We start from the raw sequence: 15,311 nt of genomic DNA on the forward strand, positions 1-15,311 counted from the left end.
AAACTACGAAGCCATATCACCGCTCCATCTCTCCCAGCAGCTCCAGCTCGGCATCGTGTAGCGAGACTAGCAGGGGTTCGCCGCCTTCGTTGACACGGAACTGGCCATAACGAGCGGGCTCGTAGCGCTCGGCGTGGCCCTCCTGGAAGAAGAAAGCGTCGGTGGCGAACCGGACCCGGCCGTTGCGCACCCGGTAGCGCAGGCGCATTTCATCGGCCTCCAGCGCACTCTCCACGGATTCCAAGCGCTCGAAGTGCGCGACCCGCTGCGCGTCCAGACGAACGACCACGTGCCCATCGACGGCATCCATCTCGCCACTCTCCAAGCGCCTGTCGTACAGTGCGTCCTGTATACGGTTGCCGATATCGAAATTCAGCGCCATGTAGTCGCCCTGCATCAGCGAGCGCGGGTCCACCGGCGCAAGCTCCAGATACACCACCTCGCCTTCGGCCAGGTGGCGCTCCTTGGCCCAGATGCTCCAGTTGACCAGGGCCAGGATCAGCACCAGGGCCGCCGCCACGATGATCCTGTTCAGCTTGGCTGTCGCTCTCATTGCCCCGCGCCCTCCGTTTCACCGATCCGCCAGCCGTGCCTAATGGCCCAACGGATCGCCAGCAGCACAACGCCGAGGGCGAACAGCGTCATTGCCTTGGTCAGCAATGTCGCCTCGAGCCAGTAGTAGTAGTTCGAGATCGATAGCAGCAGCAGTAGCCCCCCAAACCCCATGACCAGGCGATTGGCGATGGCGAAGCCCAATGCGACCACCACCGCGCCCTGGCTCAGCCCATGGGCTTGGAGCGAGAGCAGCATCAGTACCGCCGCGGCGCCATAGGCTGCCACCCGCGCGCTCGGCGCAATGGCGTACCTGTGCCGCCGGAAGACATGGCGAATCAGCAGCAGAAGAGCCAGCGTAGCCAGGCCATCCCCCACCCAGGGCTCCAGCCAGGTCAGGCCCGTACCGTAATCGTAGCGCCCGAGGAGCAGCGACTGCCCGTGATATCCCATGACCTGAATGGCGAGCAGGCCCAGCAACAGGCCATACCCCAGTGCTTGCAACTGGCGCATATGTGCCGGCCAGCGAAACTCGTTGAGCCATAGGACGGTCAGCGCCAGCAGCACCAGGCCGCCGGCCAGCGAAGGCGCCGAGGCGCCTTCGGTCAACGCCAGATAGAACGCCAGGCTCGCCGCGAAGGCGGAAAAGGTGCGATGGGTGAGGCTTGGCATCACCAGCGCCAATACCGCCTGAAGCCCTACCAACGACCACCAGAAGCCGGCGCTCACGCTCTCCAGCGCGGCGCCCAAGGCCCAGGCCACCAGCAACTGGCCTGCCAGGCTACCCGCCAGCGCCAGGTGCTCGACGAAGTCTCCGTTCGCTCCCCGCAGCAGCGCAAAGGCGCCGGCAATCATCACCAGCCCCAGGGTGGCGGCAGCGACGCTGCTGTCGAGCACGAACACCGCGCCCATGCCGATGAAGCCGAGCAGGAACAGGGCGGCCAGCCAGCCAGAAAACGCCTGCAGTGCACGCACAAACCAGGGCGTCTCGAGTGTCGGCTCGCCTTCGCCTTCGGTCATCGTAATGCCGGCTCGGCCAAGTCGCTCTCTAAGGGGCGTGATGGAGCGGCTCATGAAGATGTCTCCGTGTGAGTGACCCAAGCAGTATCGATATCACGATCCCAGGGCGCCACATCGCCGCCGAGCCGTTCAGCCAGGAAGTCGATCATCGCTCGCAGCAGCAGCGGCTGGTAGCGGCGCGACAGGTACAGCGCATGTATGCCCAGTGGCTCCGGCTCCCAGGCGGGCAGCACGGACATTAGCCGGCCTTGGCGTAGGTCGTCGGCCACGAAATAGGTTGGGAGCATCGCAATGCCGGCGCTGGCCAGCGTGGCCATGCGCACGACGCCCGTCTCGTTGCTGGAAAGTTTACCTGTCACCGGCACGCTCACGCTGCGGCCCTCCCGGCGCAGTCGGATTTCACTACGGCTGACATAGGAGTGTGCCACACAATCATGCTCAGCCAGCATCTCGGGGGTTTGCGGCATGCCGTGCCGCTCCACATACCCGGGAGACGCGCACAGCACCGAGCGGCAGGTGCACAGCCGCCGCGCCACCAGCGACTCCTCGAGCTGATTGGTGATGCGCACCGCCAAGTCCACCCGCTCCTCCACCAGGTTAACGGCCCGCTCCAGCACCAGTAGCTCGACCTGCGCCTGTGGGTGGCCGGCCAGGAACTCCGCCACCGCCTCGGCAAGCCAGGCCTGGGCAAACGATTGGCTGGTGGCGATGCGCAATCGGCCTTTTGGCTCGACACCGCGCGCACCGGCCGCAAGCTGAACTTCATCGGCGAGGTCCAGCATTTGGCGACAGCGCGAAAGCGCCTCGTGGCCGGCGTCCGTCAGCGCAATGCGGCGCGTCGTGCGGTGCAGCAGCCGCGCGCCCAGCCAGCGCTCCAGGCTCTCGAGATAGCGGCTAGCCATTGCCCGCGACATATCCAGCGCCTCGGCGGCCGCGGTCACGCTGCCGCGCTCGGTCACTGCGACGAACACCTTCATGGCGGTAAAACGGTCCATTCATTCGCTCGATCTGGTTGACAATCTATCGACCAGAATAGCGTATATCCAATCATTTCGATCCAATATCCTGTGCACAGCCCCTCACCTTTTAATCACCTTGCAGGACAAACGCGATGAAAAAACCTCTCTCCCCGCTACGCTGGTTCGCCTTCGCCACTGCGGCACTGGGCTTTGCATCCGCCAACGCGCAAACCGACGAGCCCGCGGCGGCACCGCTGACGCTGCAGGTCTATAACGCCGATGCCGGCAGCTTTCACGTCAATGCCGTACTGGTCTCCGGCGAGCACGACGCCGTGCTGCTGGATACCGGCTTTACCCGCGCCGACGCACTGCGCATCGCGGCCATGGTGCTGGACAGTGGGAAAAATCTGCAAACGATCTATATCAGCCAGGCCGATCCGGATTACTACTTCGGCATCGACGTACTCAAGCAGTTTTTCCCCGACGCGGAGGTAGTCGCTACCGAGCCGACGGTGGAGAAGATCGAGGCCACCCTGCCGACCAAGTTACAGGTCTGGGGCCCGCGGATGGGTACCAACGCACCGCAGCAGGTGCCGCTGCCCGAGGTGCTGCCCGGCAACACAATCATGCTCGAGGACCAGGTACTGGAAATCCGCGGCCTGGGCGACAGCCTGCCGCACCGGAGCTATGTGTGGATCCCATCGATCGAAGCGGTGGCCGGTGGCGTGAACGTATTCGCAGGACTGAACGTATGGACCGCCGACACCCAGACAGCAGCCGAGCGCGCGGCCTGGATGGAGAAACTGAACGAGATCGCCGCCCTGAATCCGGCTATCGTTGTACCGGGTCACTCGTTGCCCGGCCTGCCGCAGGACGCTTCGCAGGTGGCCTATACGCAGGATTATTTGCAGCGTTTCGAGACGGAACTGGCTCAAGCCGAGGATAGCGCAGCGCTAATCGAGGCCATGCAGAAGGCCTACCCCCAAGCGGGCCTGGGCATTGCCCTCGAGATCGGTGCCAAAGTCAACACAGGTGAAATGGAGTGGTAACCCCCATGACCCAACAGGCAACCGCTTTCCGCCCCGGCAACGCCGGGGCGGTAACCCTGCACTACATTCTCGACCCGCTGTGCGGCTGGTGCTACGCGGTCGCACCGCTGGTCCAGGCGGCTCACCAAGTGCTGCCGATACAGCTACACGCCGGCGGCATGATGGCCGGTCCCAACCGTCGTCCCGTGACGCCGCAGCTGCGCCAGATGGTAGAACCGCATGACCGGCGAATTGCGCAGCTCAGCGGCCAACTATTTGGAGACGCCTACCACAACGATCTGCTGCGCGATGAAAGCGCGGTATTCGATTCCGAGCCGCCGATCACCGGCATGCTGGCTGCCGACGAGATCGCCGGCCGTGGGCTGGATCTGTTGGCACGCATGCAGACGGCCCACTACGTCGAGGGGCGGCGCATCGCCGACCCAGCGGTGCTGCGCGCGTTGACGCTGGATATCGGACTCGACGGGCCCGCCTTCGACGCGGCCTATGCCGCACAGCAGGGCGAGCCGACCTGGGCGCATATTCACGCCAGCCGGGAACTGCTGGCCCGCGTGAGTGGGGCGGGGTTTCCGACACTGGTACTTGAAAGTGAAGGCCGCCACGAGGTCGTGGACATCATGGGTTATCTCGGCCAGCCATCGGCTTGGCTGGAACGCCTCGCAGAGCTATCACGCAGCGGCTCATGACTGCATCTCGGCATGCAGCCGCTTGAGCCAGAACACTGCCGCTGCACCCAGCGCCAGCACTGACATAGCCAGGAACAGGAAGCCACCCGCCCCACCCTGCCACAGCAGATGTCGCCCAAAGAAGGCGGTGGCTACCACGATGACCGACAGGCAGCCGCCCGCCAGCATGAAAAGATCCGGCCGCCAGTGGCGGTAGACGACGTAGAGCGCTACCAGCCACAGCGGGTAAACCAGCACAGCGGCCGAGACATCGGCCCACTCATCCAGGATGAACATGAGCATCAGCAGTGTCAGGGGAATGCCGCTGCCCAGCGCCAGAAGACACGTGGCCCATCCCACCGATAACCAGCGCCAGCGCCAGCGCCGCGCACCCAGCTCCCACAACCCCAGCGCTACCGTATTGAGTATGAACACTCCCCACAGCACCGCAGTCTCGCTCGAGAACAGGATGCCGAACGCCCAGCCCCAGGTTCGCAAGTAGAGCGACAGCGAAAGGTTGAGCAGCCCCAGCCACAGGATCCAGAGCGCATCGAAGCGCGCCACCACCGCCCAGGGCAGCATCAGCACAGCCCAGAAGAAGAACAGTTGCCAGGGATCGGCACCGGTCTGGTACACCTGACCGAACAGTGCCAACAGCACGCCCAGCAGCAGCGAAGCTGCCATGAGTGCCGCCCGGGCCACCATGTTTTGCACGACGCCGCACCCTTCGGCCCACCAGTAGACGCCGATGGCCACCACCAGCGCCACCTGCACCAGCCCGAAACGCAGCCAGCGGCCCATCTCGGTCCAGTTGTAAGCCACCAGAAACAACACGCCGAAGGTCAGTGCCAGCGCGCCCAGCCACAGCAGCAACCGATCCAGGAACACTGACCAGGCCCGCCCTGAAGGGTGGAGCCCGGAAAGCGCGACCGCTCGCGCCACCTCTTCACGCGAAATCGCGCCGCGCTCGATCAATGCCACCAGCTCACGGCGAATGGAGGCCATGTCGTTTTCCTTACGTGGTGTTTCGCATCGTGGTACTTCGGGTACTTATTAATCTTTATAGCGTCTGTATGACCCGCTGCGCCTCGACGATTTCATGCTGGCTGAAAACGCGCACGCCATGTTGGCGAAGCGATGCCGCGGTGACCCCAGCACCAGGTCTCTTCACCCCCGAAAAACTGCCATCGTAAATGGTCGTGCTGCCACAGGAGGGGCTGTGTTCGGTCAGGACCGCCACCTTGATGTCATGACGTTGGCATAGCTGAAGCGCGAGCGAGGCTCCCTGCAGGAAAGCCTCGGTGAGATTCTCACCGCTACGATCGACGATCCGTGCCGAACCGGCCAGAACGTCGCCTCCGTCGCCGGCAATGATCTCGGCAGGCGGGCGGGGTATGGGCAGGCCAGCATCGACCTCGGGGCACACCAGTACTACGCGACCCTCGGCTTGCCACTGCGAGAGTATCTCCGACGACAGCATTTTGGCGCCGCCATCGTAGCGAACCCGCTTGCCCAGCAGGCAGGCGCTGACCAATATTTTCTCCATGCCCTTCCTCTTCCAACCGAGGCCCTTATTCTCGACCTAGATAGCGCGGCTTGGCGATACCCTCAAGCTCATCGATGGGAATGTGGAGTTCCGGCTGGCCAACGGCGTAGGGAGCGATCTCGTAGACGTTGTACCTGACCGCCCAGGCCGACTCCAAAGGCGCCACGTTGCGGCTTTCGTGCAGCGGCCAGTTGGCGGCGAAGCCATCGTCCTGTTCCAACTCCCGGAGCCAGCGCTCATGGGCACGGATCAGGGCCTCGTAGAATGCCGCCTCCTGGCCGTCGAGCAGCATGTCGTCGAGCGTGACTACCTGCCCCAGGCGCTCATCGATAACCATGAACGCGGTCAACGGCATGCCATGGGCCTGCCCTGCGTGGTAGACGTAACTGCCGAGCTCGATGACCAGCAGATCGTCATGCCGGGTCAATACCTGGGCCTCGAGCCGAACCCAGCTAGCGCTATGTGCAAGTGCGTACTGGCGCTCCTCCCTGGCCTGCTCGATGAATGTCTCGGCATAGGCCTCCCAGGAGTCGTTCGGCCACTCGGCTTCGCCATCGGTGATCCCTTGCCCCATGACGAGCAGTCGCGTGCGCAGTTGTTCGCTCAGCTCCGGTGACTCAGGAAAGTGCAACGCACTCACCTCCACCTTCGCGCAATGCTCCGCCGGGCAGTCAGACTCCACGAAGCTCTCCTCGATGGCTTCGTAGGCGATCCCACTCGTCTGAAGCTGCGTCTCCTCGGCCTGGCACCCGGCCAGAACCACCAGCCCCGCGGCCAGCAAGGCAATATTGCGACACGCCATTCTGTACTTCTCCCGGTGACGCGACTTCATGTCGCCTCACGTTTATAACGCAGGGCGTCCCAAGGAGGAACGGGCCTTGTGCCGCTGCGCTCGATCGAGCTCGAAGATCCTCCACCATCGGCGCATACTGGAGCGCAGTCGTTTTCGCTCCGACGTGATGAGGCCATCGATGCCCCAGCTCCAACAGCCGCCGCTGCGTGTCGGCTTCATCCTGCTGCCACTGTTCACGCTGAATGCCTTTGCTGGCTTCATCGATTCGCTGCGCCTGGCCGCCGACAAGGGAGGGCGCAGCCGACAGATCCATTGCAGCTGGCACATCATGGGGCCAGGGCCGGTCACCTCGAGCTGCGGCCTGGAGGTCCACCCCCAATCTTCTTACCGTGACCCGTGCCATTTCACCCATATCGCCGTATGCGGCGGCAACAATTACCTCGATCCTCACGAAGACAAGGCACTCAGCGATTACCTGCAGGAAGCCTGCAAGCAGGGCGTCAAGCTGGTCGGCGTCTGTACCGGAACCTTCTCCATCGCGCGAGCCGGCTTGCTCAAGGGTCAGCGGGTCTGCGTGCACTGGAACGTCATCAACGACTTTCGCCAGCAATTCCCACAGATCGATGCGACGCCCGATCGCCTGTTCCTAGAGTCCGCCCGAGTCATCACCTGTGCCGGATCGTCGGGTGCTACCGACATGGCATTGCACCTGATCCGGCGGAGGTGTGGCCCGGAGAAGGCTCAACAGGCCATTCGACACATGATCCTCAACGGCATGCGCACCTCCAACTCGCCACAAACCCACTTCTTCGAAGCCATTCATGAAATTCGCGACGAGCGGGTCCGGGTTGCCGTACTAACCATGGAGCAGTCATTGAATGCTCGGCTGGACACCCAAGGCTTGGCGGAGCGCATCAACCTGAGCCCCCGCCAGTTGGACCGCCTGTTCAGGCAGGAGATGGGCACCACGCCCATGCGCTATTTCAAGACCATGCGACTGCGCTATGCCGAGTGGCTATTGCACCATACCGGCAGTTCGATCGCCGAGATCGCCGCCGACTGCGGCTTTGCCGATGCCGCACATCTCTCTCGTGACTTCACGACTCACTACGGATGCAGCCCGAGCCAATCAAGACGACAGGGGCGCCAGCCCCAAGCTGCGTCAGCGGCATACGGCTAGACGTCCTTTATATTCAAAAATATGGCTTGAATCTTCTATATCCCTACACGGTGACCCCTTAGGCTAGAGGGACGTGATCATTCATTCCGTGACACGACTCCCTCAACAACAACCAAGGAGCGTCTCCATGAAACCACTTCTATCTGCACCCTTGTTTACCGCGCTGGCTCTAGCCGTTGGGCTAACGGGCTCCGCTACCGCCGCCGATCTCGAGCTCCGTGCCGCGACCATCGGCAGCCAGCAGGGAATCCAGATGGCAGGCTTGACCGCGCTTGCGGAGCACGTAGCAGGCGCCACTGATGGTGGCGTGGCAATCAACCTGTTCCACTCCGGCTCCCTGGGCGATCAGATCAGTAATATCGAGTCACTCGATACTCGTACTCTCGATATAGCCACCATCGAAACGCCTATCACGACTATCGACGAGGACCTGGGCATTCTCTCGCTGCCCTACCTGTTTCGTGATCGCGAACATGTGAGAGCCGTACTCTTGGGCGAGGTAGGCGAAGCCATCAAGGAGCAGCTCCAAGAGCAGGATTACCGGGTCATCGGTTTCTACGAGGGGGGCTTTCGTCATATCACCAACAACCGTCGCCCCATCGAAACACCTGATGACTTGAATGGCTTGCGAATCCGCACGCCGGAAAGTCGCCAACGTGTGGAAATGTTCAACGCCTATGGTGCCAACGCCTCACCTCTGCCTTATCCGGAGCTCTATTCTGCGCTCCAGACACGTGTCTTCGACGGTCAGGAAAATCCACTGGTCGAGGTCGAAGCCAGCCGTTTCTATGAAGTGCAGGATTATCTCTCGCTTTCGGGCCACGTCTATACCGTCGGCTTCTTGTTGATGAACGAAGCGCGCTTCCAGGATCTTCCCGAAGAGGTTCAGCAAGCGTTGCTCGAGGGGGGCCAGAAGGCTTTCGAGGCCACCGAGGCCTTCGGCGAGCGCGCCGACCAGAGTGTGATCGACCTGGTCGAGCAAAACGGCATGCAGGTCAACGAGGTTGACACCGAAGCCTTCATCGAAGCCTCGCAGCCGCTTTGGGAGGCCTTCACACAGGACCTCTCGGAAGAGGCCCGTGCGATGGTGGAGCGCATCGCCAACCACCCCTGAGCCGCCTCCAACCTCAGGCAGGCCTTTCCCGGCCTGCCCTACTCCCGGGAGCCTCACCATGCTTGATCGTCTTTTCGAAGCGGTCGCCGCACTGCTGCTGTCTGCCATTACCGTGCTGGCCATGGCAGCCGTACTCGCCCGCTATGTCTTCAATGCCTCGCTGTCCTGGAGCGCCGAAGTGCTGGTCGGGCTGTTGGTCTACGTCACCTTTTTCTGCGGCTATCTCGCCCTGCGCCAGGGTGCGCATCTGCGCATCGACGTAATCGCGGCGCTGCTGCCCAGCCGTGGGCAGTGGCTGTTGTTCTTCCTCAACCAGGCGCTCATCGGCGTGGTCTGCGCGGTCATGGTGATCTGGGGCATCGAACAAACCATGCAGTTCTCACACCGTACCACCCTGATGCTGGGCGCTCCCCAATGGCTGTTCTACATCGCCGTACCGATTACCGGTGTCGGCATGCTGCTGGAGCTGATACGCCAATGTGTTGCCGCCGTCAGGGCCAAGGTGCCCCCCTATGAAGCCGCCCGGCATGCCACGCTGGAGGAGGTTTCGTCATGATCCTGCTCGTTATCCTGCTGGCGCTGCTGACGCTGATCGGCCTGGCCATGCCGATCGCCTTCGCCCTCACGCTGGTCTCGATCTGCGTGCTGGCTTACTCCGGCGTCGACATGCTGGTGCTGGTGCAGCGCCTCTATCGCGGCACTGAATCCTTCCCGCTGCTGGCGGTACCGCTGTTCATCCTGGCTGGACAGATCATGAACCACAGCGGGATCTCGGCGCGCCTGATCGACCTGGCACGCGCCCTGGTCGGTGCCATTCGCGGCGGCTTGGCGGCAGTCAACATTCTCACCTCGATGTTCTTCGCCGGGATGAGCGGTACGTCGATGTCCGACACCGCCGCCGTGGGTGGCGTCATGATTCCGCAGATGATCAAACGGGGCTATTCAGCGCCCTTCACCGCCGCGGTAACGGCCTCGTCATCCACCATCGGCATCATCATTCCACCCAGCGTCCCCATGGTACTGCTGAGCGCTTACATGGGCCTCTCCACCGGGGCGCTGTTTGCCGCCGGCCTGATCGCTGGCGCACTCACGGCAGTGGGACTGATCGCCATGGCCTGGTGGATCTCGGTCAAACGCCAATACCCCATCGAGGCGGCCTTCTCACTTGGCGAACTCGGCAAGACCTTTGTCACTGCCCTGCCCGCCCTGCTGATGCCAGTGATCATCCTGGGCGGTATTCTCGGCGGCATCTTCACCCCCACCGAAGCCTCTGCCGTAGCCGTGGCCTATGGCATCGTCGCCGGCATGCTGCTGTACCGTTCGCTCTCGCTGCGTATGCTCTATCGCGCCCTGGTGGAAAGCGCCGTGCTGACCGGCGCGGTGATGTTCGTCACCGCCGCCGCCCATACCCTCGGCTACACCTTCACCTACCAGAGCCTCGGCCAGTTGGTGCTGGGCCCCATTGCCGCGCTCGACATGGGTCCGATCGGCTTCCTGCTGATCCTCAGCCTGGTGCTGATCATTGCCGGAACCTTCCTCGACGGCATCGCCATGATGTTCATCGTCGTGCCGCTGTTCCTGCCCAGCGTGCAGCTGCTCGGCATCGATCCGCTGCAGTTCGCCATGGTGGTGATCCTGTGCTGGGGCATCGGCCAGCAGACGCCCCCGGTAGGCGCCGCGCTGTTCATTACCAGTGTGATAGCCAAGGTCGACGTGATTCGCATCACCTACGCCAACCTGCCCTTCATCGCCGTGATGCTGTTCGTGCTGCTCGCCGTCATCGTCTGGCCGGAAGGCATCGTCATGAGCGTACCGCGCTGGTTCGGTCTTTGAACCGGCCAGCGATGCTCTCCACCACTACAACCGCCCAATCCATACAGGACATGTTGTCATGAACAATCAGCAATTTCTGGACGTCATCTATACCCATACCGAAGGCGAACCTACCTGCATTATCCACGGCGGTATTCCCTACCCGCTCGGCGGCGACATCCTCGCCAAGCGCCGCTATCTGCAGGAGCATCACGACCATGTACGCACCAGCCTGATGCGTGAGCCTCGCGGCCACCAACACATGTTCGGTGTGTTTCTTACTCCTCCCTCCGACTCCGACCATGACGCCGGTATGCTATGGATCGACGGCGAGCAGTTCGTCGACATGTGCGGCCACGGCACCATCGCGCTTTCCATGGCCATGGTTTCCCACCGCCTGGCGCCTCCCCCGCAAGAGAACGGCCTCACCCGCATTCGCTTCGAAACCACCGCCGGTACCGTGGTCTCCGAGGTCAAGGCCGATGCCGACAAGGTGCACTGGACCCGCTTCGAGAACGTACCCGCCTTCGTCATGGAGCAGGATATCCCCGTCGAGGTACCTGGCCTCGGTACGCTCAAGGCCGACCTTGTGTTCGGCGGCAACTTTTTCGCCATCATCCGCGTACCCTCCGACAGGCAGCCCATCTGCCCCGACAACGGCAGCTACTTCTCCCACGCCGGCCAGGCCGTGAAGGCCGAGCTCAACGCCCGCATGGAGATTCGTCACCCAACCCACCCACACATCAACGGCCTGAATTTCGTCACTTTCTGGCACGAGGGAACGCAGCCGGATTCGCTCTACCGCAACGTGCACGTGTTCTCGGATGGCAAGCTCGACCGCTCGCCCGGCGGCACCGGCACCAGCGCGATGATGGCCATGTTCCATGCCCGTAAGGAGCTTGAAGTGGGCCGCCCCATCCACTCCGAAGGCCTGCTCGGCAGTGGCCGCTTCACCGGAGAGATCCTCGGCGAGACGGAAATTGGCGGCTATCGTGCCATCCGCCCAAGCGTGCAGGGTACCGCCGAGCTGATCGGCTACGCGAAGTGGTTGATCGACGAACGGGATCCGGTAGGCCGTGGCTTCGTGATCCGCTGATAAAGCGGCCGCAAAGAAAAGGCGCCGCCCCCGGCAAGCCAGGGGCGGCGTTGTCATGACGGGAGGAGTCCGAATTCAGGCGGGGAAGCGCCGCTTCAGCTCTGCCACCTGCTCCTCGTTGAGGGCGCGCGGGTTCTCTCCGCGCAGCAGCAGGAACAGCTTGGCGGTCTCTTCCAACTCCTCAGTGGCGTATACCGCCGCCTCCAGGTCCTTGCCCGCCACCACCGGCCCATGGTTGGCCAGCAGCACGGCGCAGTGCCGCCCCGCCAGGCCGCGTACGGCATCGCCCAGCTTGGGGTCGCCCGGCACGTGGTAGGGCACCAGCGGCAGCTTGCCGACCCGCATCACATAATAGGCCGTGAGAGGAGGAATGCAGTCGCAGGGGTCGATGCCGGGCAAGCACGACACCGCCACCGAATGGGTGGAATGCAAATGCACGATGGCGCCGGACTGGGGGCGCTCGGCGTACATCGCCATGTGCAGGAACTGCTCCTTGGTGGGCTGGTCGCCGTCGAGCCACTGCCCCTGGCCATCAAGCCGCGAAATACGCGCCGGATCGAGGCGCCCCAGGCAAGCGTTGGTGGGTGTCATCAACCAGCCGCCATCGTCCAGGCGCACGCTGATGTTGCCGCTGGAGCCCATAGTCAGCCCACGATCGAACAGCGACTTGCCCAGAGTTGAGATCTGCTCGCGCAGGACGTTTTCGTGGTGAATGCTCATGGCAGTACCTTGAAAGATCGGGTGAAAAAGTCGGCGCCGCCGAAGTTGCCGGATTTTAGCGCCAACGACAGGGGGGCTTCCCGTCCTTCCAGTTGCGCCTGGGTCCAGGGCACACCGGGATCGATCTGCTCGCCGATGCGCAGGGTCTTGATGCCCAGCGCCGACACCACGGCCCCTGAGGTTTCACCGCCTGCCACCACCAGCCGACCCACGCCCTCGCCCACCAGGGTCGCCGCCAGTTGCCCCAGCGCACGCTCGACGAGCTGACCCGCACGCTCGGCGCCAAGCCTGGCCTGGGCAGCCATTACCCGCTCCGGATCGGCTGAGGCGTAGACCAAGACTGGCCCACCACTTTCCAGGGCGTCTCGTGCGAAAGCGAGCGCCGCCTCCCACTGTGCGTCGCTCTCCGCCAGGGCCAACGGGTCGAGAGCGAAGCCGGGGTGGTGCTCCAGGAAATGCGCCACCTGGCCCAGCGTGGCCCGGGAGCAGCTGCCCGACAGCACCAGCGCACCGCCACTGCCCGGCTGCAGGCGACCCGGCTCGGCGATCTCGTCAAGCCAGCCAAGGCGGCGATACTGGGCGGGCAGCACCTGGCCCAACCCAGAACCTCCAGTCACCAAGGGCATCGAAACGCTGACCTCCGCCAGTACCTCCAGATCATGCTCGTCGAGGGTATCGCAGATCACGTGCCGCACCCCCAGCTCGGCCAGTTTCTCCAGGTGCTGCCGGGCTGCCCCGGCTCCCTGGACGAGTACAGGGCGCGCCACAAGGCCAACCGGATGAGGTGTCTGTCCGGCAAGCACTCGCACCAAGTCGGCATCCGTCATGGGGGTAAGCGGATGATGTTGCATGCCACTGTCGTTGAGCAACCGGTCGCCAACGAACAGGTGACCCTGGTAGACGGTGCGGCCGTTCACCGGGAACGCCGGCACCATTACCGTCTGCGAGACTTCCAGGCGCTCCAGCAGCGCATCGGCTACCGGGCCGATATTGCCGCGCTCGGTGGAGTCGAAGGTGGAGCAGTACTTGAAGAAGCACTGGCGGGCACCCTGCGCCTGTAGCCACTCCAGGGCGGCGAGAGAGTCGGCCACCGCCTCCTCCGACGGGCAGGAGCGCGACTTCAGCGCTACCACCACGGCATCGACATCGTTCACTTCAAGCTCGGGGCCAGGCACCCCGATCACCTGCAGGCAGCGCATGCCCCCACGCACCAGGTTGTTGGCAAGATCTGTGGCGCCCGTGAAATCGTCAGCAATGGCGCCCAATATGATCGTCATGAATGACTCCGCTGTTCGGATGACAAGGAAGCAGCTCTCTTGCTACGCAGGCGCTTCACCAAGGGAGTGACGATGGTGACCGTCAGCAGCAGGAAGGCAATGGCCAGCAGCGTGGCACTGATCGGGCGGGTGAAGAAGATCGACACATCTCCCTGGGACATGGAGAGCGCCCGGCGCAGTTCGCTCTCTGCTATCGGGCCAAGCACCAGCCCGAGAATGATCGACACCAGAGGAAACCTGAGCTTCTCCAGCAGGTAGCCCAGCACGCCGAAGCCGAGCATCAGCCAGACGTCGAACATCGAGTTGCGCACCGAGTAGGTCCCCACGATGCAACACATGACGATCAGCGGGCCAAGCGCCGAATAGGGCACGTTGAGCAATTTGGTGAACAGCGCAATGAACGGCTTGGAAAACAGCAGGATCATGAAGTTGACGATGAACAGCCCAGCGAATACGGCATAGATCAGGTCGCTGCTGGTGATCATGAACATTGGGCCGGGCTGCAGCCCATGCATGATGAAGGCGCCGAGGATCACGGCCGTAGTGCCACTACCCGGAATGCCGAGGGCGAACAGCGGCACCAGCGCCCCCATGGCTGCGGCATTGTTGGCCGATTCTGGTGCAGCCACCCCTTCCGGGGCACCCTTGCCGAATTTCTCCGGATGCTTGGACCAACGCACCGCCTCACTGTAACTCACCATGGCTGCCGTGCTGGCACCGATACCCGGGAGGATGCCGGTAATCACACCGATCAGCGAAGAGCGCGTCAGCGTGCCGCCGATCTGGCGCAGGATCGGCAGGTCGAAGATCTTGATCTTCACCTTTTTCAGCGGCTGATGGCTGTCCTGGTCGAGCGAGCGTTTCATGACCTCGGAGATGGCGAACAGCCCCACGATCATCGGAATCAGCCCAACCCCTTCGGCGAGGTTGAGATTATCGAAGGTGTAGCGGCTGGTGCCGGTGAGCGGATCGATCCCCACCGTGGCGATGAGCAGACCGAGGGTCGCCCCGATAAGGCCATAGATAAGACGCCCACCGAGGGAAGCCACTACCGTCAAGCCGAGAATGGCCAGCGCGAAGTACTCAGGCGACGAGAACCTAAGCGCCATGGAAGCAAGCATTGGCGTGAACACGATCAACGCAATGGTGCCGACCAGTCCGCCGATGGCGGAACTCAGCACACCGATGCCCAACGCCTTGCCCGCTTGGCCCTGCTGGGTCATGGGGTAGCCGTCGAAAGCGGTCATCACCGCCTCCGGCGTGCCCGGTGCGCGGTACAGGATTGCCGTGATCAGCCCCGAGAATACCGTGGCCCCATAAATGGCCGTGAGCAGCATGAACGCCGTGGTGGGCTCCATGCCGTAAGTGACAGGAAGCAATATCACCACCAGGATCACGCCGCTGATGCCCGGCAGTGCGCCGCCAATGAAGCCGATGAAAACCGCGGAGGTCAGTAATAGCAGGTTGAGTGGCTGCAGCACCACGGCCAACCCGCCGATAAAATGTTCCAGCATCGTCAACTCCCGGA

General features: G+C 63.1%; 16 protein-coding genes. 7 read left to right on the top strand and 9 right to left on the bottom strand.

Features of this window, described 5'->3' with window-relative positions:
- Positions 1 to 16 precede the first annotated feature (16 nt).
- From SPH52_RS02030 to SPH52_RS02040, 3 genes are read right to left on the bottom strand one after another with little or no spacing between them, the layout of a single operon-like run.
- Positions 17 to 553, bottom strand: coding sequence for a GDYXXLXY domain-containing protein (locus tag SPH52_RS02030; protein WP_411793331.1), 537 nt, complete (start codon positions 551 to 553; stop codon positions 17 to 19).
- On the bottom strand, positions 550 to 1,626 hold the full coding sequence (locus tag SPH52_RS02035; RefSeq protein WP_411793332.1) for a DUF4401 domain-containing protein: 1,077 nt from the start codon (positions 1,624 to 1,626) through the stop codon (positions 550 to 552). The genes SPH52_RS02030 and SPH52_RS02035 overlap by 4 nt, the downstream gene beginning before the upstream one ends.
- Positions 1,623 to 2,567 (bottom strand): LysR family transcriptional regulator, encoded by a 945-nt coding sequence (locus SPH52_RS02040; RefSeq protein ID WP_411793333.1) that lies wholly within the window; start codon positions 2,565 to 2,567, stop codon positions 1,623 to 1,625. The genes SPH52_RS02035 and SPH52_RS02040 overlap by 4 nt, the downstream gene beginning before the upstream one ends.
- A gap of 116 nt (positions 2,568 to 2,683) precedes the next feature.
- Between SPH52_RS02040 and SPH52_RS02045 the strand changes: the two genes are divergently transcribed.
- Together SPH52_RS02045 and SPH52_RS02050 are read left to right on the top strand one after the other, a co-directional pair.
- Positions 2,684 to 3,580: an MBL fold metallo-hydrolase gene (locus SPH52_RS02045; protein ID WP_411793334.1), complete on the top strand. Its 897-nt coding sequence runs from the start codon at positions 2,684 to 2,686 to the stop codon at positions 3,578 to 3,580.
- A gap of 5 nt (positions 3,581 to 3,585) precedes the next feature.
- Positions 3,586 to 4,266: a DsbA family protein gene (locus tag SPH52_RS02050; RefSeq protein ID WP_411793335.1), complete on the top strand. Its 681-nt coding sequence runs from the start codon at positions 3,586 to 3,588 to the stop codon at positions 4,264 to 4,266.
- On the opposite strand, the gene SPH52_RS02055 is transcribed toward SPH52_RS02050, so the two are convergent.
- Genes SPH52_RS02055 through SPH52_RS02065 form a run of 3 tightly spaced genes read right to left on the bottom strand, consistent with a single transcriptional unit; the run spans position 4,261 to position 6,593 of the window.
- Complete coding sequence (locus SPH52_RS02055) at positions 4,261 to 5,250, bottom strand: DUF2157 domain-containing protein (protein ID WP_411793336.1); 990 nt, start codon at positions 5,248 to 5,250, stop codon at positions 4,261 to 4,263. The genes SPH52_RS02050 and SPH52_RS02055 overlap by 6 nt on opposite strands.
- A 55-nt stretch (positions 5,251 to 5,305) precedes the next feature.
- A complete protein-coding gene (locus tag SPH52_RS02060; RefSeq protein WP_411793337.1) occupies positions 5,306 to 5,791 on the bottom strand; it encodes a DUF523 domain-containing protein in 486 nt (161 codons plus the stop codon).
- Positions 5,792 to 5,816: 25 nt separating this feature from the next.
- Entirely contained in the window at positions 5,817 to 6,593 is a 777-nt protein-coding gene (locus SPH52_RS02065; RefSeq protein ID WP_411793338.1) for an RsiV family protein, read from the bottom strand.
- A gap of 169 nt (positions 6,594 to 6,762) precedes the next feature.
- Between SPH52_RS02065 and SPH52_RS02070 the strand changes: the two genes are divergently transcribed.
- From SPH52_RS02070 to SPH52_RS02090, 5 genes are all read left to right on the top strand, one after another.
- Positions 6,763 to 7,764, top strand: coding sequence for a GlxA family transcriptional regulator (locus SPH52_RS02070; protein ID WP_411793339.1), 1,002 nt, complete (start codon positions 6,763 to 6,765; stop codon positions 7,762 to 7,764).
- A 127-nt stretch (positions 7,765 to 7,891) separates the two neighbouring features.
- Complete coding sequence (locus SPH52_RS02075; RefSeq protein ID WP_411793340.1) at positions 7,892 to 8,878, top strand: TRAP transporter substrate-binding protein; 987 nt, start codon at positions 7,892 to 7,894, stop codon at positions 8,876 to 8,878.
- Positions 8,879 to 8,936: 58 nt separating this feature from the next.
- Positions 8,937 to 9,434: a TRAP transporter small permease gene (locus SPH52_RS02080; RefSeq protein WP_411793341.1), complete on the top strand. Its 498-nt coding sequence runs from the start codon at positions 8,937 to 8,939 to the stop codon at positions 9,432 to 9,434.
- Complete coding sequence (locus SPH52_RS02085) at positions 9,431 to 10,711, top strand: TRAP transporter large permease (protein ID WP_411793342.1); 1,281 nt, start codon at positions 9,431 to 9,433, stop codon at positions 10,709 to 10,711. The genes SPH52_RS02080 and SPH52_RS02085 overlap by 4 nt, the downstream gene beginning before the upstream one ends.
- Positions 10,712 to 10,769: 58 nt before the next feature.
- Positions 10,770 to 11,786, top strand: a complete 1,017-nt coding sequence (locus tag SPH52_RS02090; protein WP_411793343.1) for a proline racemase family protein — start codon at positions 10,770 to 10,772, stop codon at positions 11,784 to 11,786.
- A gap of 75 nt (positions 11,787 to 11,861) precedes the next feature.
- Here the strand turns inward: SPH52_RS02090 and otnC are convergent, their stop codons facing one another.
- From otnC to SPH52_RS02105, 3 genes are read right to left on the bottom strand one after another with little or no spacing between them, the layout of a single operon-like run.
- Complete coding sequence (otnC, locus tag SPH52_RS02095) at positions 11,862 to 12,506, bottom strand: 3-oxo-tetronate 4-phosphate decarboxylase (RefSeq protein ID WP_411793344.1); 645 nt, start codon at positions 12,504 to 12,506, stop codon at positions 11,862 to 11,864.
- Positions 12,503 to 13,783 (bottom strand): 3-oxo-tetronate kinase, encoded by a 1,281-nt coding sequence (otnK, locus tag SPH52_RS02100; RefSeq protein WP_411793345.1) that lies wholly within the window; start codon positions 13,781 to 13,783, stop codon positions 12,503 to 12,505. The genes otnC and otnK overlap by 4 nt, the downstream gene beginning before the upstream one ends.
- Entirely contained in the window at positions 13,780 to 15,297 is a 1,518-nt protein-coding gene (locus SPH52_RS02105) for a tripartite tricarboxylate transporter permease (RefSeq protein WP_411793346.1), read from the bottom strand. The genes otnK and SPH52_RS02105 overlap by 4 nt, the downstream gene beginning before the upstream one ends.
- Positions 15,298 to 15,311 lie beyond the last annotated feature (14 nt).

The organism is Halomonas sp. A29 (assembly GCF_046723295.1).
In the GTDB taxonomy this organism is placed as follows: Bacteria; Pseudomonadota; Gammaproteobacteria; order Pseudomonadales; family Halomonadaceae; genus Halomonas.

Coding starts and splice junctions, on each gene's coding strand:
- SPH52_RS02080 (WP_411793341.1), top strand. CDS start 8,937: ATGCTTGATCGTCTTTTCGAAGCGGTCGCCGCACTGCTGCTGTCTGCC.
- SPH52_RS02030 (WP_411793331.1), bottom strand. CDS start 553: ATGAGAGCGACAGCCAAGCTGAACAGGATCATCGTGGCGGCGGCCCTG.
- otnC (WP_411793344.1), bottom strand. CDS start 12,506: ATGAGCATTCACCACGAAAACGTCCTGCGCGAGCAGATCTCAACTCTG.
- SPH52_RS02040 (WP_411793333.1), bottom strand. CDS start 2,567: ATGGACCGTTTTACCGCCATGAAGGTGTTCGTCGCAGTGACCGAGCGC.
- SPH52_RS02065 (WP_411793338.1), bottom strand. CDS start 6,593: ATGGCGTGTCGCAATATTGCCTTGCTGGCCGCGGGGCTGGTGGTTCTG.
- SPH52_RS02045 (WP_411793334.1), top strand. CDS start 2,684: ATGAAAAAACCTCTCTCCCCGCTACGCTGGTTCGCCTTCGCCACTGCG.
- SPH52_RS02085 (WP_411793342.1), top strand. CDS start 9,431: ATGATCCTGCTCGTTATCCTGCTGGCGCTGCTGACGCTGATCGGCCTG.
- SPH52_RS02060 (WP_411793337.1), bottom strand. CDS start 5,791: ATGGAGAAAATATTGGTCAGCGCCTGCCTGCTGGGCAAGCGGGTTCGC.
- SPH52_RS02075 (WP_411793340.1), top strand. CDS start 7,892: ATGAAACCACTTCTATCTGCACCCTTGTTTACCGCGCTGGCTCTAGCC.
- SPH52_RS02105 (WP_411793346.1), bottom strand. CDS start 15,297: ATGCTGGAACATTTTATCGGCGGGTTGGCCGTGGTGCTGCAGCCACTC.
- SPH52_RS02050 (WP_411793335.1), top strand. CDS start 3,586: ATGACCCAACAGGCAACCGCTTTCCGCCCCGGCAACGCCGGGGCGGTA.
- SPH52_RS02090 (WP_411793343.1), top strand. CDS start 10,770: ATGAACAATCAGCAATTTCTGGACGTCATCTATACCCATACCGAAGGC.
- SPH52_RS02055 (WP_411793336.1), bottom strand. CDS start 5,250: ATGGCCTCCATTCGCCGTGAGCTGGTGGCATTGATCGAGCGCGGCGCG.
- SPH52_RS02070 (WP_411793339.1), top strand. CDS start 6,763: ATGCCCCAGCTCCAACAGCCGCCGCTGCGTGTCGGCTTCATCCTGCTG.
- otnK (WP_411793345.1), bottom strand. CDS start 13,783: ATGACGATCATATTGGGCGCCATTGCTGACGATTTCACGGGCGCCACA.
- SPH52_RS02035 (WP_411793332.1), bottom strand. CDS start 1,626: ATGAGCCGCTCCATCACGCCCCTTAGAGAGCGACTTGGCCGAGCCGGC.